Raw genomic sequence first — 25441 nt, forward strand, 5'->3', positions numbered from 1 at the left:
AAGATGTAGCAAGCAATATACGTACAACGTCTCTGGTGGGATTTTATAAGCAAAACATTCGATTGAATACGGTAATGGCTGGACGGAAACCAGACGTAACTGACGACGAGATCGTCAAGGTCCTACGCGATACGTCCGAACACGTTTTATCGACTATCGAGGTTTCGGAGCAGTTGCCGATCAAGGACAAGGCCACGATTCGGCGACTCAAGGAACTCCACGACGAGGGGCGCATCAACGGTAAGCAAGCCGGTCGTAGCTGGGTCTGGTGGGTTGACGACGAATAGTACGCTCTCCCATCGGGGACTCGGTCGTCGGTTTCACATCGGGGACTCGTTCACCGAACACTCCACAGGCACGACCCGAAGCGCCGGGGTTCACTCTCTCGTCGGGGACTCGGTCGCCGTCAGCACATCGGGGATTAGTTCGACGGACGGGATCTCTGGTCGCACTCTTGTCAGGTACTCACACGCCGAACTCTCCTGCTATGTGCGTGTTATATTTCTCCGCAATAATGTCTCGGATCTTAAAAACAAATGTCGGAATCCAATGCTTACGTTCAATTTCTTCATCTATCAGTGATCTAACTCCTGTAAACCAGTGGATCTGACCTTTTTGGCTACTTTCCCAAGTCTGATGAGTTGGAATAGCCTCTTGAATTTCTTCCTCAACTCTATTATTATTTTGAACGTTTTCTTTAATCACCTCAAGACGTGTGGTGTCACAAAGGTATATCAAGCGATTCAATATGCGGTCATCAATCTTCTCAAGCTCACTTTTGTCTACAGAATCCAATCTATTTTCTATATCTCTGTTTATCATCCGAACAACCAGATAGTGATACCAAATCGCATCTTCAGTATCATCAGGTATCTTTGTCGCAGTCCCAGAATTCACAAAATTGTCAAAAGCTGATGTCTGTAGAGGAACTGTGTCAATCGTCAACAAGTCTTGCAAGCTATTCGGTCGATTTGAAAATAAGTCATGTGAGCGTGTCATAGAAAGCGCCACATGCAAAGCAGCAGGGTGCGGAAAGTGTGTCCAACACAACCGCGACCCTGCAGGACGTAGGTTCGGTTAACGACTTCTTGAATGCGGCGGCTACCGAGACAGTACCGCTGTTCGAGCATCTTGAGTTCGAGTTTCTGCTGGAGTACGACGTGTTCGCCCCCTCGGGGCGGGGGCGAACACGAGTCCATGAGCCACCAGACCTCTTTCGCGGCTTTCTACACTGCTACTACAAGGATGTATACGGCACACGTCCAGTCACACGAGAACTCCAGCACAGCCTCGTCTGGTACTACTGCGGACTCGACAAACCACCATCCAGAGACACAGTTGACCGGTTTCTTACCGATCTCGAACACGTCATCGATGATGTCTTCAAGAGACTCGTCGAGCAGGCCGCCTGCCGGGGCCTGCTCGACTCGACGTACTCCATCGACTCAACCCACATCGAAGCGGTCCAGTACAACGACGCCGCCTCGTGGAACTACGACCCAACAGCTGAGGAACACTACTACGGCTTCGGCTGTACGATCGTCTCGACCGGTCCAAAGATTCCGATAGCAGCGGAGTTCACACAGAGCAAACAAGCGGATCAAGAGACGGCGATGCGCGTCACGTGTGACGCGCTCGCCGTCGATACACCCATCTGGATGCTTGGAGACAGCGCATACGATATCCTCGATTGGCACGACCACCTGCTGGCCGCAGGGGTCGTGCCAATTGCCCCGTACAACCCGCGAAATACCGACGATCCGCTCGATATCGAGTATAGGGTCGAAGATCGTATCACCGAACACAGTGAGGAAGTTCTGCTCAAACAGTCCATCTTGGACGAGACGTACAACCACCGGATAGGAGTCGAACGAACTAACGATGCCGTCAAGGACTGCGGCCTCGGGCACGTCCGCGCCCGAGGCCGCGTCCACGCTCGAACAGAAGTGTTCGTTGCGCTCTGCCTACGGCTCGTCGTTGCAATCACCAACTACGAGCGAGGAAACGAGCCGGGCTGTGAGATGCTATGAGATGGATTCTATGACACGCTCCATGTACCATACTCTCTGCCAAATCATCATTGTGCTTCAGCTCGGTTTTTGTTGCTCTCAATGCAGATAATGTCGTCTGTTTTTCTCGGAACCAGAAAGTAAGAAAAACAGACCCAAGAGCTACAACGACAGGCAGAACAAGATTAGTGAAACTGCTACCCATCACTTAGAACTGACTCGTTTCTTTATATATTTATAAACTAGTGACTTTCACCGAAAAGTTAGCACCATACGTCGACAATCGGCGGGTCCTTCTCCCGGTCTACGACCGGCACGTCGTCACCGTCGTCAGCGCAGTCTTGGACAACTTCGAGGTGTTGTTGACGAACGCCCAACTCATCACTAGGGAGATCCCAGTACGCATACGCACCGATGTAGTCGACGATACAGCGGAAAGTAGCTTCCTCGGGCAGCGTCGAACGCACCTGCGGCTGTTCCACATCGGATATTGCCCGTTCTACGGCAGCGTCGAGATCGTCGAGGTCGTCCCACTGCCGACGCGCCAGGTCGTCGCGTATCTCGCTCTCACTCGCTGCTTGTACTGAGTCGAGCGAACACCAGCGCACGGCTTCGCGCACGTCCGGGTCTTGCAGATGATCGTTCGGGTCGATTCCTTCCGTAATCGACTCCGAGCAAGACCAGAACCGCCGGTTCGTCGCCCAGTACAGCGCAAGCTTCCACGTCGCCGCTTTGTCAGCGTACGTCTCCCGGTCGTCGTCGCCCAGCTCGAACGACTCGGTAGCGTCGAGCAGCGAACCGAACGTCGCACTCAGGTACTTGCCGAGATACGCGCCAGCGGTCGACTCCATTTCATGTCCGTCGTCGCCGAACTCGATCAACTCGTGCGAGCGGGTTCGTTCTCGAACCCACTCTTCACCGTGATCGTGGTCACCGAACCTGTACCAGTCGACGAAGCCTTCGTCACTCTGGAACTCTGGTTCCAGCTCGTCGAGGTCGTCGCGGTACGTCAGCGGGTACACGTCGACGATCTCGCCTTGGCCGTAGTCGGCCCATTTCTCGGCTACTTCCGGCTTGTCGCACAGCCACGGCAATCCGTCTTGCTGGCGAGTCGGCACGTCGAAAAACAGCACATGCAGGTGCGGGTATCCTTTCTCCGTGAACTCCAGCGCCTTGATGTAGTCCGGTCGGTCACGCGGTCGCCCAGTCACATCGTCGTCGAGATCGGGTCGCCAGCCGGAAACGCTCGGGTCGCGGGTATCGGCTTTCGTCGACGGGTCCGAGTCGAAATACGACAACAACCGGTTGAAGTTCTCGTTTATCGAATCTATCCCGTCGAGCAGCGAGTCTTGGCGCTTCGGGTCGGTCGTCAACGTCACCAGCACGGCGTTTTCAGCGTTCTCGTAACCGTATTCCAGCGCGTCATTGAACCGGGCAAACTGCTTGGAAACGCGGCCTTGGTCGTTGAAGCGGGTCTTGTAGTCTTTCGTCATCCGCTGTGTGGACTCGCCGCCGCGTCGGTCGACGAAGTGGACATCGAACAGCAGTTTGTAATCTTTGATGCGGTTCAGGTAGGATGTAAAACCGTCCTTCAGTAGCTCCCGCAGGTCATCGTCTACAGAATCAACGCGAGAGAGGTAATTACGCAGGAACTCACGATCATACGTCAGACCCTCTGTCTGGGTTGTTTGAGTAATGCCTTCTGTAATCAAGTCAAGAAGCCGCAGTGTCGGGGTGACGAAAAGGACGCCTGACGAGCGGGATTTCCGCACGTACGGGTCGTCATCGGCTGCGAGGTCGTCGATGAAGCGGTATGCAAACTGGTAGTCCGGGTCCGAACCGTCGACGCGCTCGCACGTCTCAGGCGACACTCCCTTCACTGCGTACGAAACGACGTGCGACAGCGGCGTACCCTCCGGATGCGCCGCAACGAACTTCGCAATGCGTACGCGGTCTTCGTCGCGTTCGGTCAGTGTTCCGTCGAGCAACTGGCCGTGGCCGAGGAGATCACGCTCTTCCAGAAGGTCCGCTAAAACGGGAGTGTTACATCTATCAGCGAGGTCGAGGCCGCCCAGGTGTCCCGGCGGCTCCACGCGGCTCGTCATGTGTGGGACCCCGCGCAGGCAGGAACAGCATTGGTCGGACAGATGAACGCGGTAACGATTCCCCTCACCCGCCGGGTTCGGGGGAAACGCTCGGGCTTCCGGGTCGACCCGTGAAGGGTCGCTTCCGGCTGGTCGAGCAGGTGCGGGCCGCGATTGGCGCTCGCGGCCCGGTCCGGGCTGCTCGCTCCGCTGCGCTGCCGGGCGTGCCAGCTCTCCCGCGCCCTCGCTTTCGGTGGGCTGTGGGGGCTGGCAGAGACGCGCGGCTGAGAGGTCGAGTCAACCCCCGCAAGGGGGGTTTCCTCTCCCGGAACGCGAACCTGTGGGGTCGAGCCGCCGACACACTGGGTTGGTCGGACGGTGGGTCGGCTACCTACGGCGGGTACTCCCCTGTCCTCTCCTCGGCACATCGTCGGACAGAGGAGTTACCGATCAAGCGCCGGATCGTCGACGCTGTGTCGGTCGAATGTCGGAACTGCGTAGCAGTGGCGACACTCTCTCGCCCGGGCGTAGTCCGAGTCGATCTTGTTGATGCAGTTGTCTTGGCAGATGCAGCACCGATAGGCCGTATACTGCGACCAGTCGGTACTCTCGCCATCCGCGACGTGTGGGAGGTCCGGCCTGTGTTCCTCTGGCAGGTTTTCAGGAGTTGAGCCACGTCTTGCTGGACTTGGACCAGAGTTCGGTACCTCGCTCTCGTCGCTTTCCTCAGCGGGATCTACGTGGCGCTCAGCGTCACTCATCGGAACCACCTCGCGCGAGTTCGTCGTCGACCTCTTGGACTGCACGGCGCACCTCTGCATCAGTCGCGCCATCCTCGACGAGTCGGCTTGCAGGGACGAACGCACAGGGTGGATACGGCCACTGCTGACGACGCCGAATTTCGATCAGAAGCCGTAGCTTCTTGACAGGATTCTTATGGTTCTCAGTGGTATTTAAAGAACGACTAAATTTCAGCCGAATTCGCGAAGGAAGTTGACCGCTCGCATACCTAAGCGTACAGGTGTCGGCATCTGGGAAAAGCTTGAGTGGGACCGCCGAGATTCGAACTCAGGTCCGACGCACCCCATGCGCCGAGGATACCGCTACCCCACGGTCCCGCACTCTGGGAGAGGGGGGTGTTTTAATTAAGGGCTTCGCTTTGGTGACGAGATTGGCAGCCTGTGACGGGGAAGACACCGCCAGCGTGGTCCCGTCACTCGGCAACTTCGATGCCGGGGCTTTCGATGGTGACATCGGTAAGCGACCAGTCCCCACTTGCGGACCGGGCGTCGACACCGATGGCATTTTGCTCTGCGGTCACGGAGACAGTCGATTCGGAGACAGTCCATGACGCGTTCGTGTTGACGGCGTGGATTCCCTGCTGTTGGCTCTCAATGGCCGTATTCTGGATAGTCCATGCTCCGGTCGTTCGAGCGGTGAAGACACCGATGTCTCGGGTTTCAAGGGTAGAATCTTCAAGTGTCCACGCACCTCCAGAGAAGGCGGTTACGAGGCCGGTGTCGCTTCGGTGGACCGTCAGGTCAGTCACCGTCCAGTTGCCGCCACTGTCGATGGCTTTGACGCCGGTGTTGCTTCGGCGGACCTCTGTGTTCCGGACCGTCCAGTCGCCAGTTGTCCCGGAGGCGTCGACGCCGTCTGCGCCGGACCGGTCGACGACAACCGTTGCGACTGTCCAGTCACCGGAGGACTTGCGGACATCGACGCCGTCGCCACCGACATTGACGAATCGGGTGTCGCGAATCGTCCAGTCGCCGCTGGTGCCGCGGACGAACACGCCGCTGTAGGTTGTGCTGGCGACGGCGGCGTCCTCGATAGTCCAGTTTCCAGCCGTATTCGGCGCGTAGACCCCGACATCGGCAGCGATAACAGTCGTGTCAGTGACTGTCCAGTCACCGCTGGTTTCGTTGGCGGCGACGCCAAAGCGGTAGTTACGCACGGTGAATCCGGTGACGTTCGCGTCGGCTGCGCCGGCCACCGTGACGCCGGTTCCGTTGACGAACCGCGAACCGTCCAGTATCGCCCGGTCGGGTGCGACGAGGGTAATACTCTCGTTGATTCGGACTTCTTCGCGGTAGGTGCCCGGCCGGACCTCGACGGTGTCACCGCTGTCGGCAGCGTTCACAGCGGCCTGTATTGACTGGTACTCGGCACTCCCGCCTTTATCGACGGTCAGTGTGTCCTGCGCCGTCTGTGTTCCGGCCACGCCGGCTGGCACGACAGCCAGCGTCAACACTAGCGACAGCAAGAGGGCAGGCAATGTCGTTCGGGCGTCGTCCATAGTTGGAGGTGTAGGGGGCGAATAGATGTAAACTGTAGTGTTCATTCACCTGCTGGCGACGTGACGCTGAGATGAAGCTGAGAGTCCCGGCGACACACAGCGATACAGCCCGCGAAAGCGTTATCGGCCGGACCGGCGAACCCCGGAGTGTGCTGGAGCTGACGTACGAGTCAGGGACCATTCGCGTGTCGGGAGACCTGCCGTCGGACCTGCCCGGCGTCGAGTACGACCGGCGTTCACAGACAGGGCGAGCGCCGGCCTACCGGTACGCCGACCTCCGAAGCGCGCTTGACGATCGTGAGGTGGCGTATGAGGACCACGTCTGTTCGCTCCCGTCATTGTCGCTCTCGACGGCGTACGACCTCAGAGACTACCAGCAGGCAGCGCTGGACGCCTGGCGTGAAGCCGAGGACAGGGGCTGTCTCGAACTACCGACCGGGAGCGGCAAGACCGTCATCGGCATCGCGGCGATGGTCGCACTGGGGACGCCAACGCTGGTCGTCGTCCCGACCATCGACCTGCTGGAGCAGTGGCAGCGCGAGCTACAGCGGGAGTTCGACCGGCCCGTCGGCTGCATGGGAGGGGGCGAGCAGCGCGTCGAGGATATCACGGTGTCGACGTACGACTCGGCGTACCTGCGGGCCGACGAACTCGGCGACCGCTTCGGACTCGTGGTCTTCGACGAGGTCCACCATCTTGGTGGAAAAGGGTATCGGGATGTCGCTCGACTGCTCGCTGCGCCGTCGCGGCTCGGACTGACAGCGACGTTCGAGCGGCCGGACGGAGCCCACGAAGCCATTGCGGACCTCGTTGGACCGCTCGTCCAGCGGGTCAGCGTCGACGAGTTGGCTGGCGAGCACCTCGCTGACTACGATATCAAGCGGCTCGAAGTTTCACTCACGCCGGACGAACGGGACCGCTACGAAGAGCATCAGGGGACGTTCACCGACTACCTCAAACAATCCAATATCCAGCTCCGGTCCGGCAGCGATTATCAGGAACTCGTCAAGCGGTCCGGCAACGACCCGGCGGCCCGCGAGGCGCTGCTGGCGAAACAGCGCGCCCGCGAGGTGATGATGAATGCCCAGCGAAAGGTTGACCGGCTGGCGACGATTCTGGACCGCCACCGCGAGGACCGGATCATCGTCTTCACCGCCCACACCGACCTCGTGTATCGCCTCTCCGAGCGGTTTCTCATTCCGGCGATAACGCATGAAACCGGCGCGAGCGAGCGCCGGGAGATACTAGAGCGGTTCCGCGACGGGACGTACTCCCGGGTCGTAACCGCGAACGTCCTCGACGAGGGAGTGGACGTGCCCGACGCGAACGTCGCCGTTCTCCTCTCTGGGAGCGGCTCGGAGCGGGAGTTTACCCAGCGACTTGGCCGTGTTCTCCGACCGAAAGCCGACGGCGGGCGGGCACTACTGTACGAACTTGTGACTGAGGAAACCGCGGAGGAGCGAGTCGCCAGGCGACGCAGATAGCAGGCGGTCCGTCGTTGTCCAAGCGTTCTCCCACGCTGAGCGGGATTACCTCCTTGATAACTATGACTCTCCCCGGCGAGAAGCGGAGAAATGTTCGATGCTAATCGCCAGTGTTGCGGGTCGCGAGGTGCGTCCAAGTGCGGTTGATACACATCCGTGTTCCCGATGCCGTCCTCGACAGCGTCCGCGACGTGCTGGACGACCGTGACATCAGCTACGTTCGGACCAAGGAGACGAGCGACGACGAGGCGGCGTGGCTGTTGCAGTTTCCGCTCCCGCCGGAAGCCGTCGACGAGGTACTCGACGACCTCGAAGCGACCGGGCTCGACGCCGACCGGTACACTGTTGTCGGGAACGCCGAGACCGCCCGGCCAGACCAGTCGAACTCCGCCCGCCGCCACGAGGACCGCATCTCCCACGACGAACTCCGCGGTCGTGCGGTCGGCATGAACCCCGGACAAGGGACATACTACGGAATGACGGTCCTGAGTGCGATCGTCGCAACGGCGGGTCTGCTCCTCGATTCTCCGGCTATCGTCGTCGGCTCGATGGTCATCGCACCACAGGTCGGATCCGCGCTCATCGCCAGCGTCGGGACGACGCTCAGCGACCGCCGGCTCATTGTCGATGGCGTCCGCGACCAGTTGCTCGGGCTCGCTGTCGCCATCGGGAGCGCGGCCCTGTTCGGACTGGTCATCCGGTACAGCGGGTTTGTCCCCGGACAGCTCCGTGTCACGACAGTCCAGCAGATCGCCCAGCGTATTTCACCGGGGTTTCTCTCGCTTGTGGTCGGCCTCTGTGCGGGAGCCGCCGGGGCGTTTGGACTGGCAACGGCGCTACCGGTCTCACTGGTCGGTGTGATGATTGCCGCCGCGCTCATTCCTGCCGCCGCGGCCATCGGGGTCGGTATCGCCTGGGGACTGCCGGCCGTCGCACTTGGGGCGGGTATTCTCCTGCTGGTCAACATCGCGTCAATCAACCTCACCGGCGTTCTCGTCCTCTGGGGGCTCGGATTCCGTCCGCTAAACTGGGCGGCTGACCGCCCGCCGAGCGAGACGGTCCGGACGTACGCACCGACCGTCGTCGCCGTCCTAACGCTGCTGGTCGCGTTCGCCGGTGCCGGGACGGTCACCGCCCAACAGATGCAGGTCGAAACGTCTGTAAACAACGCTGTTACCGAAGCATTATCCAACGAATCATACGAACGGCTCCGATTACAGTCGGTCCAGACCCGGTTCGGCGGCGTCTCGGTGTACCGGCTTGACCGGGTGGTCACCGTTACGGTCAGTCGGCCCGCCGACCGGCCGTATCCGGCTCTGGTCTCCGACCTTGAACGTGCCGTTGGCCGGTCGATAGCGGACGACACAACTGTCGAAGTCACTTTCGAGGACAGACATCCGACGGAATGATGCTGGCTGCTACGGGCGTCTCGACCGGGGGCGTCGTCACTCCCCGTGTTTTTGTTGCTCCGTGGCGGAGATAGGCGCGTGCTGACGAAAGACCTCCTGCGGGTGTCCCGCGCTGGCGGCGGCTATCACCTGCAGTTCGCCGACGCCGACGCGGAGCGACTGGCGGCCCGCGTGCTCGGTATCTATCAGGGCCACGTCGGCGAGTCCCGAGAGATGCTGGAAACGGCACTCGCGGATGTCGAACAGGAAGCCGACGATTTCAAGCTGGTCCGCGGGCTGGCGAAACTCGTCGAACGGGAGGCAACATTTGAGACACAAGCCCCGATCGACCCTGTTCGAGCCCGTCGGCGGGTGTTCGAAGCCGCTTCGGACGTTGGCGTCGTGACCGAAGCCGAACGCGAGCAGGCACTCGCCGAGGCGGCCGATCACTTCGGAACGGACGCCGCGTCGCTAGCCGACACGCTGTACGCCGACCGGGACTCTCGACAGGTCCTTACTGCGGTGGACTCTCGCTGGGGGCCGGCCGAACTGCGGACCCAGTACAACCTCTCACTGGCGCAGACAGCGCTGTTCGATGCCACCGAGGTACGAGTCCGCTCGTCGGACCCGAAAGCGCTCGTCTCGGCGGTCAAACGCTGCCGGCTGATGTACGAGATTCGCCGGACAGGGAACGGCCGGGAAGTCGTCGTTACAGGACCCGACGCGCTGTTCTCGAACACGCGCCGGTACGGCACCCGCTTCGCTCGCCTCCTGCGAACGGTCGCGACCGCGAACGAGTGGGAGCTGACGGCGACCGTCGATGACCGGGGCACCGAGCGGAAACTCACGCTCTTAGATGGAGATGTCTCCGTGCCGGGCGCCGAGCCCGTAACAGAGGTCAGCTACGATAGCGGCGTCGAAGCCGACTTCGCCGGCCGGTTCGCCGCGCTGGACCTCGACTGGGACCTGATACGCGAACCGGAGCCGCTGGCGGCCGGCGAACACGTCGTCATTCCGGACTTCGCATTCGAGTGGCGGCCCGGCGCTGACACCGGTGTTCAAGACACGGGACGTGGAGAGAGCACAGACCGGACCGACGGCGACACACCCTTCCGCATCTTCTTCGAAATTATGGGGTTCTGGACGCCGGAGTATGTCGAGAAGAAACTCACCCGCCTCGACGCACTGGAGGATGTCGAGATGCTGGTCGCCGTCGACGAATCGCTTGGCGTCGGCGAGGAAATCGAGGCGACGGACAACCGGGCAATTCCGTACTCCGGCACAGTCAGAGTAAAAGATGTGCGGGACGCCCTGCGACCCTACGAGGAGCGACTCGTGCGTGAGAGCGTTGCGGAGATACCCGACGAACTGCGGCCGGACGCTGACGTTATCTCGCTCACCGACCTCGCCGCGGAGCACGGTGTCAGCGAGGATGCGCTGGAAGACGTGGCCTTTCCGGCGCACGAGCGCGTCGGCCGCACGCTTATCGACCCAGCTGTGCTGGACGAACTGGCCAAGGAGATTGAACCCGAAATGGCGTATCAGGCGGCGATTGACCGGCTCTCGGCGCACGGAATCGAGGACGACAGCGCTGCGCTCGCACACCTTGGCTACCGCGTCGCCTGGGAAGGACTTGGGAAGGGGACAATCCAGCCACGGGAGTGAGTGGTCTGTGAGAAACGGTGGGGAACCCGGTCTCAGATACAGCATCTCCACATCGCTATCAAACGAGCAATCGTCGTTCAGGTCGCTTCGTCACGTCGCTCCTCGGAAAGCTGTCGCCGCCACTGTGGTGTTTCGAGGAGGAGTCGGAGCGGCCAGATGACGTAGTACAGCGGGTGCATCGGGCCGGGAAGCGGGCAAAACTGGTACTCCGAGTAGGTCGGGTGAAGTGACGAATGCAACAGTAGGAGCGGTACCAGCGCAGTCATCGAATCGCTGGCCGCCAGGTAAAATCGAGCGGCCTCAAACTGCGTGGGTGCCTGTGGCGTCCCAGCGGCCAGCGACTCAACGACGGCCTCAGCTAATTCGGAGACGCGGCCGTCCGAGCGAAGGCGGTCCAGGAGCGGCGCTGGGAGGGCGTATCCGAAGACAGCACGGGCGAGCGCGGCCCCGAGTAATAGGTTCCGCTCAACGCCGGTTTCCCGCGCCCGAACGAGGACGTGTGGCCAGTCGGTTTCCGCTGCCTCCAGTGCCGCAACGAAATCACAGAGCCACTTCAGGAGATACCAGCGGTGCTTGGTGCCGTGGAACGCTAATACGAGTAGCCGATCTGGCTGTGCAAGCGCCGGAAGCGGTTGGCCGCCGACCGATACGGTGTCGCGGCGGTCCCAGAGTTCACCGAAGGATGTGGAGAACGGTCGCTCGGCATCGCCAACGCGCCAGCGAAGTTCCACGTCGAACTCCGGACCGCGCATTTCGTACTCGTGAACGATAGCCTTCGTCACAGGACCGCCTAACAGCGCGGCATCATCCAACCGCGGCGTGCCCCCGCGCCACTCGTATCCTCGCTCTTCGAGAATATCCGCAGCGGCGGGGATATCTTCCGGATGGACGAGCAGATCCAGGTCATTATATTCACGCACCGTTGCGTCGTCGTAAGCAGCGACGGACAGCGCCGGTCCCTTGAACGGTACCGCACGCACACCACGTGTCTCGAAGCGTTCTAGTATCTCCTGTAGCTCGGTCGTGAACGCGAGATTCCGCATCCGTTTTCCCTGTACGATGCTGCTAAGTCGTGTCAACACGGCTGCCGGCACGGTGAACTCATCACCACTCTCGCGTGCCATTGCTTCCAGTCCCTCGTAGAGGAGTTGCACGACGCCGTGATACCGGGCGAGTGCAACGACACGGTCCCAGTCTGGCGCGTCATCAATCGGGGGCGGGTCGGGAGCGGCGTCGGTGACGATCGCGGTACGAGCACAGTCGACCACCACCTGAAGTTCGGGTTCAGCCTCCGTCAGCATGACTCACTCTTGAGTTCAGACTGAACTCGGGCTGCGACATCCGGAAGCATATCGAGAGTGCGCGGCCGGCGGAGCCGTTTTATTTCGGTCATATCGACAATCTCACCGCAGGCAGTGAAATTCGATACGGCCTGGCCGTCGGCCTCCAGCGCGCCCAGCGTGTACGTATTATCCACGAGCGCCATGACCTGCTCGTCCGGCCTGACTGCGTCCACCTCGATTGTCTCGCCGTCTTCGAGCAGGTAAATCCGTTCTAGCGGCACCGGGGTTGCGGGCTGGTCGTGCCTGAGTCCGTAGAAGTGTCGAGGGCGTCCGCTGTGGACCTGTTCCGGCGGTTCAACCGGAGGGTCAAATGCTTCAACTGCCTCCGGATCGAGTTTCATCGACGGGTAGCCGCTCCGGACGACCGGCCCCGAATCGTCCAGCGCTATCGCAGCCACGTCGTCGCTCAGGATACGATGTCCGTCGAGCAGGCAGGCCATCGCAGTCGTCGTTTTTCCGACCCCCGACTCTCCGACGAAGGCAACTGCACGCCCGTCGATACTGACGGTACTGGCGTGCAGCACGAAGTAGCCCCGTTGATCCAGCAGGTGGTTCAACGCCGGGCCGACCAGTACGTGGCGGAGAACTTCGCTTGGCACGTCCGGAGCCGGGTCTACAGCGATGGATTTGCCGTCGAGAATTCTGACCGTTGCGGCGTCGTATAGAAGGTAGTATTCGCGCTCGGTTACCGCGTGAAAGGTCGACCCGGACGCAGCAGACAGTGGGCGAGGAATCCGTTCCTCAGTGATGGTGACATCAGCCCGCCCGTCAGGCGCTGTCTCAGCGGACGGAAGCTCTGGTACGTCGAAGGCCGAGCGGACTGTCAATCCAAAGGCTTCGTACGTGGCTGTGTTTGCCGTCGCCATCCTGCTAGTTTCCCCCTTGCGTAGTTGTCCATCTATTCCGTCCATCCTGAAACACAGCCCATCTACGACACCCCTGATTCATACCAGAGCGCTTGACTGCTGTGGTGGATAAGAATGCGCTCTCTACTTCCATCACACAGCCACGAAACCATCGCGATGTATCCACTGCACGGTACCAGTGTCGAGGACCGATAAAAGAGGGATCAGTTAGATGTGTGAACCGGCTGTGGAGGTTAACTCCACTTCCCGTATCCGTCGTCGTGGTCCCACCAGTTCGTCTTCTCTTCAACAGTTCCGTACGTTTCGACCGACGGCGTTTCGTATTCCTTCATTGGTTACCTCCACGCCTGCTTTCAAATATTATTGTATTTGTTATATTATCTATTACTCTTGAATTTCCACAGAATGTGGTGTTTACTATCTGTTAGCCACGTACTTCGCGTTCCGTGAGTGCACGGAAACGCCCAAAGTCGTCGACATCCCCGATAAGGACATCACCGTTTGACTCGACCCAAGCATGAGCCTCGAACGTATCGGACTGTGTATCCACACCGAAGCGGAGACAATGTGGGAAGTCACTCGCCTCCAGCAAGGTACTCCCGGTGAGTGCTCGCTCAAGACAATCGTAAGTGCCCGGAAGACGCGACCCTGCTGTTAAAACCGCCCAGCGTACTGACTTCGGTGCTTCAGGCTGACGATGACACGGGAGGAACTGAGAGAGCGTGCCGAAACAGCGCTCTGCGTCCTCCAGCCCAACGACTGTAAGCAGTACTTTGCTCGCAACGATCAGTGCCACTGCTTCACAGAGTAATAGCTTCTGCGCCCGTGACAACGCCCTGAACTCACGGAGTCGGGCTCGCATCGACCTTGATGAGTTGCTCCGCGGCAAGCGTTTTCAGAAAGCGTTCCACATCATTTGCCACTCGGTCTCTCTCGACATCGTACTCCCCGACCAGCGCCGAGACGATGTCCACTGGCTCAGTCGGTTCCTGAATTCGCTCCCAGATATCCGGGCCGACCCCTGACAGGCCCTGATACCGCCCCGTCTCGTTGTTGAGCAACACGATCTCCCCGTCGATAGTCGTAGTGACACAGTCGTCAGTTGCGACAACAGCCGACTCGAAATCTATCGCGACCATGTGGCTATCGGCGATACTCGTACTATTTGTTATAGCCTCTTTTCGCCCCCGTGGTAACTCTGACTGCCGTTAGACGTGCCCTTCGCTCCAGAACGAACCGACCGTAGTAAGTCGGTAACTATGCCTCATAGAAACCGCATCCCGAACAATGGCTGCTACTCCCTCCGTCAGTGAAAAATACGCATCGTTGCGCCGCGTGGCGCTGTATCGGCCGGCGCTGACGGGGAGTATCATTGCCGCCAGCCTCTTTATAATGCTACTCGAAGGTGTTGGCCTCTCGTTCCTGTTTCCGATACTCGACGCCGCACAGGCCGGGCAGAGCCTTCCGCTTCAGGCAGACGGCGTCACCGGCCGGTTTCTTTCCGTGTACGTCGCTGCCGGACTGCCGCTCACACTCGAATTCCTGTTGGTCGGCCTCGCGTGCGTGATGGTCGTCCGGTACACAGCGTCGTTTACGGTGAAATGGCTCGCAGCAAAACTCACACAGACGTACGAGCGTGACCTCAAAGACCGGGCCTACGAACTGGCGATGGGCGCATCAGTCGCCTACTACGACGACAAGGGGTCCGACGACATCATGAACACGATTCTGACACAGACCCGCTACGCCGGGCGTGTCATCGGCCGGATTATCCAGTTCTTCCAGCAGGCAATCCTCTGTCTGGTGTATATCGGGATCGCACTCGCTATCGCTCCGGTGCTGGCAGTCGGTGCAGCTGTCGCTCTCGGCGGTGTCACGGCGATCATCAGATACGGCATCGAGCCCGGGTACGCCGTTGGCGACCGTGTGGCGACGGCAAACGAACAGCTACAGGAGACAACACAGGCGGGGACGCAAGGCATCCGTGACGTGAAGCTGTTTGGTATGCGCGACGGGCTGCTTGCCGAGTTCCGGTCCACACTCGACCGGTACACTTCGACTAGCGTCGCCGTTCGCCGGAACCAGGTTGCAATCGGAAGCCTCTATCGGCTCTCGGTCTCGCTGCTCCTGTTTGGCCTCGTCTACGTCGCCATCAGTTTCCGGGCGCTGTCTATCGCGGAACTCGGCGTGTTCCTGTTCGCGATGCTCCGACTCGCCCCCCGGCTGAGTTCGCTCAGCTCCACCATCTACGCGATCGAGGGAGAACTCCCACATCTGGTCCGAACTCACCAGTTCATCGACCGCCTCGAAGCCCAGCAGGAACCAACTGACGGGCAGTCGGTCCCGGACAGCATTGAGGAAATCGTGTTTGAGAACGTCTCGTTCGCCTACGAGGACGAGCCAGTGCTTGCGGACTTTTCGATGGCCGTCGACCGAGGGGAGTTCGTCGGCATCGTCGGCAAGTCCGGCGGCGGCAAATCGACGGTCGTCTCACTGCTCACGCGACTCTATACCCCGGATAGCGGTGAGGTTCTGGCGAACGGGACGCCAATTTCGGCCTATGCGCTTGAGGAATGGCGTGAGGCTGTTGCGATGGTTCGACAGGACCCACATATCTTCAACGATACGCTGCGGTACAATCTCACTGCCGGCCGGGATATCACCGAGGAAACGCTCTATGAAGTCGCTGAGAAGGCACTCATCCTCGAATTCCTTGACGACCTTCCGCAGGGACTCGACACGGTACTGGGCGACGACGGCGTGAAACTGTCCGGCGGGCAGCGCCAGCGCGTCGCACTAGCTCGCGCGCTTCTGGCCGATGCGGAGGTACTCGTGCTTGATGAAGCCACCAGCGACCTCGACTCGAATCTGGAACAGCAAATCCATCGAACCGTTGAGACGCTTGACGGGGACCAGACTGTGATCGCGATCGCCCACCGACTCTCGACGGTTTCAAACGCCGACCGGATCTACACTGTTGAGGACGGGCAGGTCACAGAGCGAGGCAGCCACGCCGAGCTGCTCAACGACAACGGGACGTACGCGGAGCTGTACGCGATGCAGGGAACGGCAGCCGCACAGTCTTCCAGTGGCTAATCGGTTCTCAGTGGGACGGGTGGGTCCTCGGGTTAGACGTCTCGACGGCGCCCTTTCGGCACCTGTGACCTGAGTTCGCCGTAGACGTACAGGCCGACGCCGACCGGTTCAGCCGCACCAGCAAGATCGTGGGTGACGACCAAATATCCCCAGTCGCCGTCCCAGTCGAGTTCCTGGTCTTCGCCGGCCACAAACGCCCGGGCAGCGTCCTCGTCAAGATGGATGACGTTCTGGCTGGCGTGCTCGCCGAACCGCTGGACGGCTTCCAGCGTTGGCTTCCAATGTTCTTGGCGCGTTCGCAGGAACGTCATTCCCAGTCCTTCGATGTCTACCGGCGACGGCGGGCTGCCTTGATACAGCCACAGTTTGCCAGCGCCCCGTTCCCAGAAGGTGTACCCCTCGAACGTCTCCGAAGGGACGCCAAAGCGGTCCGCCCAGAAGTCGAGCACTTCCTCGCGGGTCGCTCGCTCGGGGTCGTCTCGCTCTTCATCTGTCTCCGGGAGCCGCGTGAACTCCGTGCTCTGGTCGCTCATTCTGCGGGCACCTCCAGTTTCGCACAGAAGAACCCGCCCGTGTCGTTGTGATGCGGGTAGATGCGCTTGGCGTCTGCCACGCTGGGGTCGAAGCTCTCGTCTTCCCAGTCGGTGATTCCCGGTGCGTGGTTGAGCGGGAGGTCGTAGTCCACGATTTCACAGGCCACCTCGTCAAGCACGTAGTCCAGCACGGCCTCGTTTTCCTCCGGGGCGAACGTACAGGTGGAGTAGACGACGGTTCCCCCGGGCTCGGTCACTTCGACGGCCCGCTTGAGGATACCCTTCTGCACGCCGGAGATGCCCTCGACGTGCGAGAGCGACCAGTCTTCCAGCGTATCCGGGTTCTTGCGGATGGTCCCCTCACAGGAGCAAGGGACGTCGACGAGCGCACGGTCGTATCCCTCGCCGCCGAAGGGCTTGAGCGAGTGGTTGCGCCCGTCCTCGTGGGTGACGGCGACCGTCGTCGCACCCAGCCGCTCAGTGTTGGTCCGCAGCGCCGAAATCCGCCCGAGATTGTTGTCGGTTGCGACGACTTCGCCGGTATCCTCCATCAGGGCGGCGAGCTGGGTCGTCTTGCTCCCCGGTGCCGCACAGGCGTCCCAGACTCGTTCGCCGGGTTGGGGGTCCAGTACGGTCGCTGGAATCACGGATACTTCCTCCTGACCGTGAATCCAGCCGTGGAAGTACGGCCAGTTCGCGCCGGGAGAGTCCTCGGGCAGGACGAACAGGCCGTCGTGCCAGTCGACGGGGTCGTAGGCGATGTCTGCATCCGCAAGCGCCGTCCGGACCCGCTCGACGGTGGCTTTGATCGTGTTGACCCTGATAGCCGACGGCAGCGGGCGTTCACACGCGTCGATGAACGCCTCGAAGTCGTCGATGATGGGCCGGTAGCGGTCGAGTGGTTCCATTGTCCGGCGTTCGCTGGCGGTCGGTTTGTGGGTTTCGAACGGCATCGGCCCATGGCTTTCAAGCCGTCGGCGGACGATATCCGAGGTATGGCACACATACAGGTCCACCGCGAGGATATGTCCCTCGACTCACCGACACTGATCGAGGGACTCCCAGGGGTCGGACTCGTCGGCAAGATAGCCGCTGACCATCTTGTCGATGTCTACGACATGGAGTACTACGCGTCGGCCCACTGCGAAGGGTTGCCAGAAATCGCCGTGTACGGAACGGACGACCCAGAGGTTCGCCCGCCGGTCCGGCTGTACGCGGACGAAGACCGCGACCTGCTCGTCCTCCAGAGCGATGCCCCGATCTCCCCGTCCGGCGCGACGGAGTTCGCCGGCTGTATGGTTAGCTGGTTTGAGGCCAACGATGCAACGCCGGTCTACCTCAGCGGCCGTCCCGCTGAGAAAGACGGCGTTCCGGACGTGTACGGCATCTCGACGGGCGACGGGGCGGCAATGCTTGCGGAGGCGGACGTAGATCCGCCCTCGGAGAACGGCGCGATTACCGGGCCAACCGGCGCGCTAGTCCATGAATCACAGCGAACCGGGTTGACGAGTGTCGGACTCATCGTCGAAGCCGACCAGCGGTTCCCCGACCCCGAAGCGGCGCGAGCCCTGCTGCAGACAGCGATCAGCCCACTGGCCGATTTTGATATCGATACCGAGGCACTGGTCGAGCAGGCCGAAGAAATCGGTCGCGCCAAGGCACAGCTCGCACAGCAACTCCAGGAAAACCAGGAGGAAAGCACGAGCGCACAGCCGCTCGGGATGTATCAGTAATGGCGGGCGCAGATGACATCGTTCGTGGGTTGCTGGTGGTGCTTGTCGTCGGTATCGGCACGGTCCTGGGGTGGGTGTTGTTTGTCAGAACACCCGACAACCTTGCTCAGTTGTTCGGCGTCCTGCTGGTCGTTGCTGTCGCCGTTGCTACAGCCCGTATCGGCAGCAACATCGCCGGCTCCCTCCTCCCAGCACACAACGTCGCGGAAGTCGCCGTCGAAGGGCCGATCAGTCGTGACGGCGGTGGCGGCATCACCAGTCCGCCGGTCGGTGCGTCGGCCGACGACATCGTCGAACAGATCGAGCGCGCTGATTCCGACCGGGGCTCGGAGGCACTGCTTCTGAAGCTGAACACGCCGGGCGGCGAAATCGTCCCCAGCGAGGACATCCGCATCGCCGCCGAGCAGTTCGACGGCCCGACTATCGCCTATGCGACGGATGTCTGTGCCAGTGGCGGCTACGACATCGCCGCCGGCTGCGACGAGCTATGGGCTCGTGAGGGCTCTATCGTCGGCTCCATCGGCGTCGTCGGCTCGCGGGTCAACGCCAAGGAACTGGCCGACCGAGTCGGCCTCTCCTACGAGCAGTTCACCGCTGGCGAGTACAAAGACGCCGGCGTCCCGCTAAAGGAGATGACTGCGGACGAGCGCGAGTATCTCCAGAGTATTGTCGACGACTACTACGACCAGTTCATCGACACCGTAGCCGAAGGCCGCGAGATGGACGCCGAGGCGCTCAAAGACACCGAAGCGCGCATCTTCCTCGGCGATGAGGCGGAAGAACGTGGGCTCGTCGACCGACTCGGGACGCGAGACGATGTCGAGGCGAGCCTGGAGCAACGCCTTGGCGAGGACGTGACGATCAAGGAGTACGAGCCCGAGCGCGGATTGACGGGCAAGCTCCGCGGGGGCGCACAGCAGGTCGCGTTCGCGCTGGGAGCAGGTATCGCCGGCGTCGCTGACGGCGATATCGAGGGCCTCTCCTTCCGTCGATAGCCTCGGGAGGTTTTTTATCCGGGGACCGCCTTCGCGGTAGTGTGACCACGCTGGTGGTGTGTATCGACAGGGACAGTCCGGCCACAGCCGCGTGTCCCGTCGTCGGCCGCGACGCCGTCGAGTCACTCATCACGCAGACAGGAGTCGTTGACCCGGAAGACAGCCGGGTCAACTGCCTCCTCGAAGGGCTCGCAGTCGCGGATGAACTCGAAGCCGAGGAGTCTGCGCCGGTCCTCGCCGTCGTCGGTGGCGGGAGTGACAGCGTCGGCTCGGACCGGGAGATCGCCAGCCAGATCGACAGTCTGGTCGCCGAGCACAACCCGGACTCCGCGGTCGTCGTCGTCGACAGCGCCGACGACGAGCGGCTGGTTCCCATCATCGAGAGCCGCGTTCAGGTCGATGCCGTCGACCGCGTTGTCGTTCGCCAGGCCCGTGACATCGAATCTACGTACTACCTGCTCAAGCAGTTTCTGGCTGACGAGGAACTGCGCAAGACGGTGCTGGTCCCCGTCGGCATCATCATGCTCGCGTTCCCGCTGTTGCTCGTCGTCACCAGCCCGACCATCGCCGTCGGCGCTATCGCGGCCGCCATCGGCGTCTTCCTCATCTACAAGGGACTGGGTATCGACGCGTACCTGTCGCGACTCCCCAGTCAGACCCGGGAAGCGCTGTACTCGGGGCAGGTGTCGCTTGTGACCTACGTCGTCGCGGCCGGCCTCTCGCTCGTCGGCGTCTTCGCCGGCGTGCTGGGCGTTTCTGCGGTCGGCGATATCAGTCCCTTCCTGCTTGCGAACCGCTTTGCCTTCGCGTCCGTCCCGTGGCTGACCGGCGCGGCACTGGCCGCCTCGCTGGGCCGCCTGCTGGACGAACTCATCCAGCAAGAGGGGGTCCGGAGCGCGTACGTGAACCTTCCGTTCGGTGCGGTCGCGGTCGGGCTCGTCGTTCGCGGCTTTTCTGCGTACTTCCTCGAACGCGGTGGCGTGTTCGAGCCGTTTCAGGTGCCGGAGACGAACCTCGGCATCGTTCAGGTCCAGGGGTTCATACTGGAGGCGGGGACCCGCCTCGGGCTGTTCATCCTCGCAGGTATCCTCATCAGCATCGTCGGCGTCCGGGTGGCGACCTACGTCAGCCACACCGATATCGAGGACGAACTGGTGGAATAGACAGCGATTTACGCCGCCGACGGCTACCGGCGGCTATGACAGACGGCGCGTGGGTTTCGCTGTTCTCCGGCGGCAAAGACTCTTCGTGGGCGTTGTACCGGGCACTGGAGCGGGGCCACCCCGTCGAGCGTCTGGTGACGGTCCACCCAGAGGGCGACTCCTACATGTACCACGTTCCGGCGACCCGGTTAGCCCGCCTGGCCGCCGAAAGTATCGGCATCCAACTGGTCGAAATCGAGCCCGATGACTTCGAGGCCGACGACGTGCCTGACTCGGGCGAGCAGGGCGATGCCGAACTCGAACCGCTGGAAGCAGCACTGCACGAACTCGACACCGAACTTGACGGCGGTATCAGCGGTGTCACCGCCGGGGCTGTCGAAAGCGAGTACCAGACGACTCGCATCGAGTCGATGGCCGACCGCCTCGAAGCCAACGTGTTTGCGCCGCTGTGGCAGGAGAACCCCCGTGACCTCGCCGACGCAATGCTGGATGCTGGCTTCGAGATACAGATCATCCGCGTGGCCGCTTACGGCCTCGACGAGTCCTGGCTGGGTCGCACGCTCGACGCCGACGCGCTCGACGAACTGGAGGCGCTCAACGACGAGTACGGCGTCCACATCCTCGGGGAAGGCGGCGAGTTCGAGACGCTCGTCACCGATGGTCCGCACATGGACCGCCGGATCGAAATTGAGTACGAGACGGAATGGGACGGCAGTCGCGGGACGCTCCAGATCGAAGACGCGTGGCTGGCGTGACTTGCGGAGCGTGCGGAATCGGCGGCCGTTAGCTCTCGTCCGTCAACTGCGTGTGCGCACCGATGAGCGCGCCGGCGAGGTCTAAACTCTCGACCTGTGTATCCCGGTCGATAATGGACTGACGGATATCCGAATCGAGGATAGTCGTGTCCGGGAACACGATGGTGCCGTCGAGACTGGAGTTGACGACCTCAGCCCCGGAAAGGATGTGGACGTTCTCGCCGAGCGTAGTGTTCTCGATGGTAGCGTCCTCCGCGACGACGTTGTCCCCGTCAAGTTCCCACGCGACGGCCTCCAGATAGCTTTCGGGCGTCCCGATGTCGTACCAGGCGTCGTCGAAGGTGAACGCACGAACGGGACCGTCGTTGACGAGCCACTGGATGAACCAGCCCGGTTCGTCCGGATTGTTCCCGTCTTCGAGGTACTCGTCGAAGCGGATCGCATCGGCTGGGAACGCGTAGCAGGCAATCGAGACGAGGGTGCTGTTAGGGTCGTCAGGTTTCTCTTGGAAGTCTGTGATTTCCTCGCCGTCGAGTTCGACGAGGCCGTAGGAGCTGGCCTTTTCTAGGGACCCGACATCGTAGGCGGCAAGCGTGGGGTCGTCGTACTGCTCGAAGTAATCGATGAACTCGGCGATGTCGAAGCTGATGAGATTGTCGCCGGCGATGACGAGCAGGTCCTCGTCACCGAGTCCTTCCCGGTTGACTAGCTGGGCGAGCGCACCGACGACGCCGAACTTCTCGTCTTCCTCGGCAGTTTCCTCGACGGTCAGGGATGCTTTCTCGAAGCGACTCGCAGCGATGTGGTCTCGGAAATCGCCGGCAAATCGCTGGTTCGTACTGACGAACACGTCAGTGATGCGATCGTCCTCCTCTAACTCCCCGAGAATCCGGTCGATGACGGTTGTTTCACCGACAGGGAGCAGCATCTTGGGCCGGTTCTTAGTGACAGGCCAGAGCCGGGTGGCGTACCCGCCTGCAAGGACAATCGCTTTCATGTCCGGAAGGAGACAACCAGAATACAAGTTCTTTTTCATCGACTGGACCACGGCACTTATCGGTGGCCCGGAGTACAACCTCGTATGACTGACGACGCTGACGGCCCTGAGGCTGGAGCGGGAGATGCGAACCTCACGGAGAAAATCAATCAGACGAACGTTGATGAACGTATTTCGAGTCTGGAAGCGGCCTACGACAAGGTGCCGGTCACCGAGGAGACCTTCGAGCTATCGCCCGATGAATACGCTGATGTGTTCGCTGCGACCCGCGGGACTGGCTACTCCGGGAACAGTGTCGTGTTCGTCACGCGTGATGGCACCGATTTCCCGGAACTGAGCGACCAGATACCCGACCAGGCGGCCGGCGACACCCGCGACCGGGTCTTGCTGGTGCTGGGCCGCGGCGCTGATATGTGGGCGCTGCCGGGCGGCGGCAAAGGCGACGAATACGAATCGGTACAGGGGACCGCCGTCCGCCGCGTCAACGAACAGACTGGCATCCGCTGCACAGTTACCGGCGTCGCGGAAGTCGTCCATTCGAAGTACTATCCCGACACTGACGCGCAGGGGTCGGTGCACACGCTAGACATCTACCTCGAAGCGGAGTACAAGAAGGGAAGCCTTGATGTGGACGAATCGGAACTCGTCGGCGCGGCGTGGTTCGCGGAGCCCCCGGAGCGACTGACTCCCGGGGCCGAAGAACGGTTTGCGGCCTTCCGAAACGACGAGTGAAGCCGGGACCGGATGTCGTTCAGTGTTCAACTAACTCCACGAGCACCCCGCCGGTCGTCTTCGGATGGAGGAACGCCACGTCGTGGCCCCACGCGCCCGGCCGTGGCTCCTCGTCTATGAGGTCGATCCCACAGTTGCTGACCGTCTCTAGTGCGGCAGCGATGTCGTCTGTCTCCAGAGCCACGTGATGGATGCCCGGTCCGTTACTGTCGAGATATCTGGGAATCGCGCCGTCGGCGTCCGGCAACGGTTCTAGCAGTTCGAAGTAGCCGTTGTCCATCTCCAGAAACGTCACCTGCAGGCCGTCGAACGTCTCCTCGTGGACGACCGGTGTTCCGAAAGCCTCGGCGAACAGTTCCGCGAGCGGGGCGGCGTCGTCAGTTGCGATACCGGCGTGGTCGAATTGCATGGACGGCCGTACACCGGGGTAGCTTATAATTCTGGGAGTACAGATGGCTCGAAAACAGGACGGCCACGCGGTTCGACTGACCTTACATCGACGAACCGGGCTGATACTCGCCGAACACGTCCCGGAGCACGTCACACACCTCACCGGTCGTGGCGTACACCTTCACGGCGTCGATGATGTAGGGCATGACGTTCTCGTCGCCTTCTGCGGCCTGTTGGAGCGCGTCGAGTTTCGCCTCGACAGCCTCGTCGTCGCGTTCCTCTCGGACTGTGGCGACGTTGTCCTGCTGGGCCTGCTCGACGGCCTCGTCGACCTCTTCGATGTCCTGCTCGCCCTCTTCCTCGACCTGATACTCGTTGACGCCGACGATGATGCGGTCGCCAGCTTCCTGTTCGCGCTGGCGCTCGAAGGCCACGTCCTGAATCTGGCGCTGGACCCACTGCTCCTCGATGGAGCGGCGCATCCCGCCGCGTTCGTCGACTTCCTCGATGAGTTCGCGGGCCTCCGCTTCGAGTTCGTCGGTCAGCGACTCGACGTAGTAGCTCCCGGCCAGTGGGTCGATGGTGTCCGCTGCGCCTGACTCGTGGGCGAGAATTTGCTGGGTCCGCAGCGCGGTTCTGACAGACTGCTCGGTCGGAAGGCCGATGGCCTCGTCCTTGCCGTTGGTGTGGAGGCTCTGAGTCCCGCCCAGAACGGCCGCCAGTGCCTGGTAGGAGACGCGGACGACGTTGTTTTCGATCTGTTGGGCGGTCAACGTCGAGCCGGCAGTCTGGGTGTGGAACTTCAACTGTTTGGACTTGGGGTTCTGGGCGTCGAAGCGCTCGTCCATGATTTTCGCCCAGAGACGCCGCGCCGCCCGGAACTTCGCCACCTCCTCGAAGATATTGTTGTAGGAGGCAAAGAAAAAGGAGAGTTGCGGGGCGAATTCGTCCACGTCGAGCCCGGCCTCGATGGCGGCCTCGACGTACTCGATGCCGTCACCGAGGGTGAACGCGATTTCCTGAGCGGCCGTCGAGCCGGCCTCGCGGATGTGATACCCCGAGATGGAGATGGTGTTGAACTTCGGCGTTTCGGCGGCACAGAACTCGAAGATGTCGGTGATGAGCCGCATCGACGGCTCCGGCGGGTAGATGAACGTGTTCCGGGCGATGTACTCCTTGAGCACGTCGTTCTGGATAGTCCCGCGGAGTTCCTCGCGGTCGACGCCTTGCTTGTCGCCGACGGCGATGTACATCGCCAGCAGCACCGACGCGGGGGCGTTGATGGTCATGCTCGTCGAGACCTCGTCCAGCGGGATGCCGTCGAACACGGTCTCCATGTCGTCAAGCGAGTCGATGGCGACGCCGGTTTTGCCGACCTCGCCGGCGGCCATCGCGTGGTCGGAGTCGTAGCCCATCTGCGTGGGGAGGTCAAACGCCATCGACAGCCCGGTCTGGCCCTGGTCAAGCAGATAGTTGAACCGCTCGTTGGTCTCCGTCGCAGTCCCCATCCCGGCGTACTGGCGCATCGTCCAGAGCCGGCCCCGATAGCCGGTCGGATACACGCCGCGGGTGTACGGTTCCTGACCGGGAAACCCTAGGTCCTCCTCGTAGTCGAGATCGGAGATGTCGGCCGGGGTGTACAGGCGGTCTACCTCGTGACCTTCGGTGTCCGTGGTGAACGTCTCCTTGCGTTCGCCAAAGCGGTCGACGGTGGGCTGGACGTCGTCTTCCTCCCACTGAGCCTTCGACTCCCGTATCTCCTCCAGCTCGTCGGGGTCAAACATGGACGGATTGTCGGACGGCGGAGGCTTAAGGGTTCTTAAATCCTTCACGATTTGTAATACGCGTCTCGCCGTGGTATGGCGGCGCGCTGTTCCGAGGTGGGTTTATATCTTCGCCATCTACCGAG

Annotated in this window: 24 protein-coding genes and 1 tRNA gene; 11 read left to right on the forward strand and 14 right to left on the reverse strand. The window is 61.4% G+C overall.

The annotated features are described in order from the left end of the window. Positions 1 to 74: 74 nt before the first annotated feature. The gene (locus BDK61_RS08065; RefSeq protein WP_121302957.1) at positions 75 to 287 is read left to right on the forward strand and encodes a hypothetical protein; all 213 of its coding nucleotides are present in this window, start codon (positions 75 to 77) and stop codon (positions 285 to 287) included. 178 nt (positions 288 to 465) lie between these two features. Here BDK61_RS08065 and BDK61_RS23005 read toward each other — a convergent pair whose 3' ends face one another. Further along, the gene (locus BDK61_RS23005) at positions 466 to 945 is read right to left on the reverse strand and encodes a hypothetical protein (protein WP_148709128.1); all 480 of its coding nucleotides are present in this window, start codon (positions 943 to 945) and stop codon (positions 466 to 468) included. A gap of 92 nt (positions 946 to 1037) precedes the next feature. Between BDK61_RS23005 and BDK61_RS08075 the strand changes: the two genes are divergently transcribed. Next, positions 1038 to 2030, forward strand: a complete 993-nt coding sequence (locus tag BDK61_RS08075) for a transposase (RefSeq protein WP_121302489.1) — start codon at positions 1038 to 1040, stop codon at positions 2028 to 2030. Between the two features lie 242 nt (positions 2031 to 2272). Here BDK61_RS08075 and BDK61_RS08080 read toward each other — a convergent pair whose 3' ends face one another. From BDK61_RS08080 to BDK61_RS08095, 4 genes are all read right to left on the reverse strand, one after another. Then, complete coding sequence (locus tag BDK61_RS08080) at positions 2273 to 4114, reverse strand: hypothetical protein (protein ID WP_121302959.1); 1842 nt, start codon at positions 4112 to 4114, stop codon at positions 2273 to 2275. A gap of 422 nt (positions 4115 to 4536) precedes the next feature. After that, on the reverse strand, positions 4537 to 4854 hold the full coding sequence (locus tag BDK61_RS08085) for a hypothetical protein (RefSeq protein WP_148709129.1): 318 nt from the start codon (positions 4852 to 4854) through the stop codon (positions 4537 to 4539). 286 nt (positions 4855 to 5140) lie between these two features. Beyond that, a tRNA-Pro gene (locus tag BDK61_RS08090) sits at positions 5141 to 5211 on the reverse strand. A gap of 95 nt (positions 5212 to 5306) precedes the next feature. After that, entirely contained in the window at positions 5307 to 6392 is a 1086-nt protein-coding gene (locus tag BDK61_RS08095) for a right-handed parallel beta-helix repeat-containing protein (RefSeq protein ID WP_121302961.1), read from the reverse strand. Positions 6393 to 6541: 149 nt separating this feature from the next. Between BDK61_RS08095 and BDK61_RS08100 the strand changes: the two genes are divergently transcribed. The 3 genes from BDK61_RS08100 to BDK61_RS08110 all read left to right on the forward strand — a co-directional run bounded on the left by BDK61_RS08100 (position 6542) and on the right by BDK61_RS08110 (position 10929). Next, positions 6542 to 7876 (forward strand): DEAD/DEAH box helicase, encoded by a 1335-nt coding sequence (locus BDK61_RS08100; RefSeq protein WP_121303917.1) that lies wholly within the window; start codon positions 6542 to 6544, stop codon positions 7874 to 7876. 137 nt (positions 7877 to 8013) lie between these two features. Then, on the forward strand, positions 8014 to 9285 hold the full coding sequence (locus BDK61_RS08105; protein ID WP_121302962.1) for a TIGR00341 family protein: 1272 nt from the start codon (positions 8014 to 8016) through the stop codon (positions 9283 to 9285). A gap of 78 nt (positions 9286 to 9363) precedes the next feature. Beyond that, positions 9364 to 10929 (forward strand): DUF790 family protein, encoded by a 1566-nt coding sequence (locus BDK61_RS08110; protein ID WP_121302963.1) that lies wholly within the window; start codon positions 9364 to 9366, stop codon positions 10927 to 10929. A 77-nt stretch (positions 10930 to 11006) separates the two neighbouring features. On the opposite strand, the gene BDK61_RS08115 is transcribed toward BDK61_RS08110, so the two are convergent. The 4 genes from BDK61_RS08115 to BDK61_RS08130 all read right to left on the reverse strand — a co-directional run bounded on the left by BDK61_RS08115 (position 11007) and on the right by BDK61_RS08130 (position 14277). After that, the gene (locus BDK61_RS08115) at positions 11007 to 12230 is read right to left on the reverse strand and encodes a nucleotidyltransferase domain-containing protein (RefSeq protein ID WP_121302964.1); all 1224 of its coding nucleotides are present in this window, start codon (positions 12228 to 12230) and stop codon (positions 11007 to 11009) included. Further along, a complete protein-coding gene (locus BDK61_RS08120) occupies positions 12224 to 13138 on the reverse strand; it encodes a phosphoenolpyruvate carboxykinase (ATP) (RefSeq protein ID WP_121302965.1) in 915 nt (304 codons plus the stop codon). The genes BDK61_RS08115 and BDK61_RS08120 overlap by 7 nt, the downstream gene beginning before the upstream one ends. A 424-nt stretch (positions 13139 to 13562) precedes the next feature. Continuing rightward, positions 13563 to 14000 (reverse strand): lasso peptide biosynthesis B2 protein, encoded by a 438-nt coding sequence (locus tag BDK61_RS08125; protein ID WP_121302966.1) that lies wholly within the window; start codon positions 13998 to 14000, stop codon positions 13563 to 13565. Continuing rightward, positions 13981 to 14277 carry a PqqD family peptide modification chaperone gene (locus BDK61_RS08130; protein ID WP_121302967.1) on the reverse strand — a complete coding sequence of 99 codons (297 nt, stop codon included), beginning with the start codon at positions 14275 to 14277 and terminating at the stop codon, positions 13981 to 13983. The genes BDK61_RS08125 and BDK61_RS08130 overlap by 20 nt, the downstream gene beginning before the upstream one ends. 148 nt (positions 14278 to 14425) lie before the next feature. On the opposite strand from BDK61_RS08130, the gene BDK61_RS08135 reads away from it, so the two are divergent. Then, on the forward strand, positions 14426 to 16234 hold the full coding sequence (locus tag BDK61_RS08135; protein WP_121302968.1) for an ABC transporter ATP-binding protein: 1809 nt from the start codon (positions 14426 to 14428) through the stop codon (positions 16232 to 16234). A 32-nt stretch (positions 16235 to 16266) separates the two neighbouring features. On the opposite strand, the gene BDK61_RS08140 is transcribed toward BDK61_RS08135, so the two are convergent. Both BDK61_RS08140 and BDK61_RS08145 read right to left on the reverse strand, forming a co-directional pair. Further along, positions 16267 to 16767, reverse strand: a complete 501-nt coding sequence (locus BDK61_RS08140; protein WP_121302969.1) for a DUF7122 family protein — start codon at positions 16765 to 16767, stop codon at positions 16267 to 16269. After that, positions 16764 to 17675 (reverse strand): RsmB/NOP family class I SAM-dependent RNA methyltransferase, encoded by a 912-nt coding sequence (locus BDK61_RS08145; protein WP_007189852.1) that lies wholly within the window; start codon positions 17673 to 17675, stop codon positions 16764 to 16766. The genes BDK61_RS08140 and BDK61_RS08145 overlap by 4 nt, the downstream gene beginning before the upstream one ends. A 51-nt stretch (positions 17676 to 17726) precedes the next feature. Here BDK61_RS08145 and BDK61_RS08150 point away from each other — a divergent pair, with 51 nt between their 5' ends. Genes BDK61_RS08150 through BDK61_RS08165 form a run of 4 tightly spaced genes read left to right on the forward strand, consistent with a single transcriptional unit; the run spans position 17727 to position 21413 of the window. Continuing rightward, complete coding sequence (locus BDK61_RS08150) at positions 17727 to 18500, forward strand: proteasome assembly chaperone family protein (protein ID WP_004962003.1); 774 nt, start codon at positions 17727 to 17729, stop codon at positions 18498 to 18500. Further along, positions 18500 to 19495 carry a signal peptide peptidase SppA gene (sppA, locus tag BDK61_RS08155; RefSeq protein ID WP_004961999.1) on the forward strand — a complete coding sequence of 332 codons (996 nt, stop codon included), beginning with the start codon at positions 18500 to 18502 and terminating at the stop codon, positions 19493 to 19495. The genes BDK61_RS08150 and sppA overlap by 1 nt, the downstream gene beginning before the upstream one ends. 41 nt (positions 19496 to 19536) lie before the next feature. After that, entirely contained in the window at positions 19537 to 20658 is a 1122-nt protein-coding gene (locus BDK61_RS08160; RefSeq protein ID WP_121302970.1) for a DUF373 family protein, read from the forward strand. A 35-nt stretch (positions 20659 to 20693) separates the two neighbouring features. Then, entirely contained in the window at positions 20694 to 21413 is a 720-nt protein-coding gene (locus BDK61_RS08165) for a diphthine--ammonia ligase (RefSeq protein WP_121302971.1), read from the forward strand. Positions 21414 to 21441: 28 nt separating this feature from the next. Here the strand turns inward: BDK61_RS08165 and BDK61_RS08170 are convergent, their stop codons facing one another. Continuing rightward, a complete protein-coding gene (locus BDK61_RS08170) occupies positions 21442 to 22410 on the reverse strand; it encodes a sugar phosphate nucleotidyltransferase (RefSeq protein WP_004961990.1) in 969 nt (322 codons plus the stop codon). A gap of 84 nt (positions 22411 to 22494) precedes the next feature. Between BDK61_RS08170 and BDK61_RS08175 the strand changes: the two genes are divergently transcribed. Next, positions 22495 to 23142: an NUDIX hydrolase gene (locus tag BDK61_RS08175; RefSeq protein ID WP_121302972.1), complete on the forward strand. Its 648-nt coding sequence runs from the start codon at positions 22495 to 22497 to the stop codon at positions 23140 to 23142. A 19-nt stretch (positions 23143 to 23161) separates the two neighbouring features. On the opposite strand, the gene mce is transcribed toward BDK61_RS08175, so the two are convergent. Both mce and BDK61_RS08185 read right to left on the reverse strand, forming a co-directional pair. Next, on the reverse strand, positions 23162 to 23551 hold the full coding sequence (mce, locus tag BDK61_RS08180; RefSeq protein WP_121302973.1) for a methylmalonyl-CoA epimerase: 390 nt from the start codon (positions 23549 to 23551) through the stop codon (positions 23162 to 23164). Positions 23552 to 23633: 82 nt separating this feature from the next. Continuing rightward, a complete protein-coding gene (locus BDK61_RS08185; RefSeq protein WP_121302974.1) occupies positions 23634 to 25316 on the reverse strand; it encodes an acyl-CoA mutase large subunit family protein in 1683 nt (560 codons plus the stop codon). Positions 25317 to 25441 lie beyond the last annotated feature (125 nt).

It is taken from the genome of Haloarcula quadrata (assembly GCF_003634715.1).
GTDB lineage: Archaea > Halobacteriota > Halobacteria > Halobacteriales > Haloarculaceae > Haloarcula > Haloarcula marismortui.

Bases quoted from the DNA above. Each gene is read 5' to 3' on its own strand.
- BDK61_RS08065 (WP_121302957.1), top strand. From the start codon at position 75: ATGGCTGGACGGAAACCAGACGTAACTGACGACGAGATCGTCAAGGTC.
- BDK61_RS08080 (WP_121302959.1), bottom strand. From the start codon at position 4,114: ATGACGAGCCGCGTGGAGCCGCCGGGACACCTGGGCGGCCTCGACCTC.
- BDK61_RS08085 (WP_148709129.1), bottom strand. From the start codon at position 4,854: ATGAGTGACGCTGAGCGCCACGTAGATCCCGCTGAGGAAAGCGACGAG.
- BDK61_RS08095 (WP_121302961.1), bottom strand. From the start codon at position 6,392: ATGGACGACGCCCGAACGACATTGCCTGCCCTCTTGCTGTCGCTAGTG.
- BDK61_RS08115 (WP_121302964.1), bottom strand. From the start codon at position 12,230: ATGCTGACGGAGGCTGAACCCGAACTTCAGGTGGTGGTCGACTGTGCT.
- BDK61_RS08120 (WP_121302965.1), bottom strand. From the start codon at position 13,138: ATGGCGACGGCAAACACAGCCACGTACGAAGCCTTTGGATTGACAGTC.
- BDK61_RS08125 (WP_121302966.1), bottom strand. From the start codon at position 14,000: ATGCGAGCCCGACTCCGTGAGTTCAGGGCGTTGTCACGGGCGCAGAAG.
- BDK61_RS08130 (WP_121302967.1), bottom strand. From the start codon at position 14,277: ATGGTCGCGATAGATTTCGAGTCGGCTGTTGTCGCAACTGACGACTGT.
- BDK61_RS08135 (WP_121302968.1), top strand. From the start codon at position 14,426: ATGGCTGCTACTCCCTCCGTCAGTGAAAAATACGCATCGTTGCGCCGC.
- BDK61_RS08140 (WP_121302969.1), bottom strand. From the start codon at position 16,767: ATGAGCGACCAGAGCACGGAGTTCACGCGGCTCCCGGAGACAGATGAA.
- BDK61_RS08145 (WP_007189852.1), bottom strand. From the start codon at position 17,675: ATGGAACCACTCGACCGCTACCGGCCCATCATCGACGACTTCGAGGCG.
- BDK61_RS08150 (WP_004962003.1), top strand. From the start codon at position 17,727: ATGGCTTTCAAGCCGTCGGCGGACGATATCCGAGGTATGGCACACATA.
- sppA (WP_004961999.1), top strand. From the start codon at position 18,500: ATGGCGGGCGCAGATGACATCGTTCGTGGGTTGCTGGTGGTGCTTGTC.
- BDK61_RS08165 (WP_121302971.1), top strand. From the start codon at position 20,694: ATGACAGACGGCGCGTGGGTTTCGCTGTTCTCCGGCGGCAAAGACTCT.
- BDK61_RS08170 (WP_004961990.1), bottom strand. From the start codon at position 22,410: ATGAAAGCGATTGTCCTTGCAGGCGGGTACGCCACCCGGCTCTGGCCT.
- BDK61_RS08175 (WP_121302972.1), top strand. From the start codon at position 22,495: ATGACTGACGACGCTGACGGCCCTGAGGCTGGAGCGGGAGATGCGAAC.
- mce (WP_121302973.1), bottom strand. From the start codon at position 23,551: ATGCAATTCGACCACGCCGGTATCGCAACTGACGACGCCGCCCCGCTC.
- BDK61_RS08185 (WP_121302974.1), bottom strand. From the start codon at position 25,316: ATGTTTGACCCCGACGAGCTGGAGGAGATACGGGAGTCGAAGGCTCAG.